Origin of the sequence: Porphyromonas sp. HMSC077F02, from assembly GCF_001815465.1 — a bacterium.
In the GTDB taxonomy this organism is placed as follows: Bacteria; Bacteroidota; Bacteroidia; order Bacteroidales; family Porphyromonadaceae; genus Porphyromonas_A; species Porphyromonas_A somerae.
Genome location: NZ_KV820664.1, coordinates 1 through 280, shown reverse-complemented (window position 1 = coordinate 280; position 280 = coordinate 1). Strand labels below are relative to the sequence as shown.

Below are 280 nucleotides of genomic sequence, written 5' to 3'. Positions count from 1 at the left end.
GCGAGCCTGAAGGTGAAGCTTGGGTAGCAAGGTCGACACAACTAATCTACCCCGAAGGGGTTGCATATACACAAGTGCGTGTGCATATCAAAGTGCAACCCCTTCGGGGTAGCATGCTAGACGCTGTCCTTCTGCCCAACCTTCTCCTCGCAGGTACGCTTCGCATACCAGCGAGGGGGAAGGCTGGGTTATTAGTCCATGGAAGCCCTTCGGGCTTCTGCTACCCGTTCCCCTAGACTGGGTAATGTGTCTTGTCCTAGAAAAAGTTGACTCATAGATA

At 52.9% G+C, this 280-nt stretch carries 1 protein-coding gene; it reads left to right on the top strand.

The features are described from left to right. Nucleotides 1-236, top strand: a 236-nt coding sequence (locus tag HMPREF3027_RS09680; RefSeq protein ID WP_210400677.1) for a hypothetical protein, incomplete at its 5' end; no start/stop codon positions are given. Between the last annotated feature and the right edge of the window lie 44 nt (nt 237-280).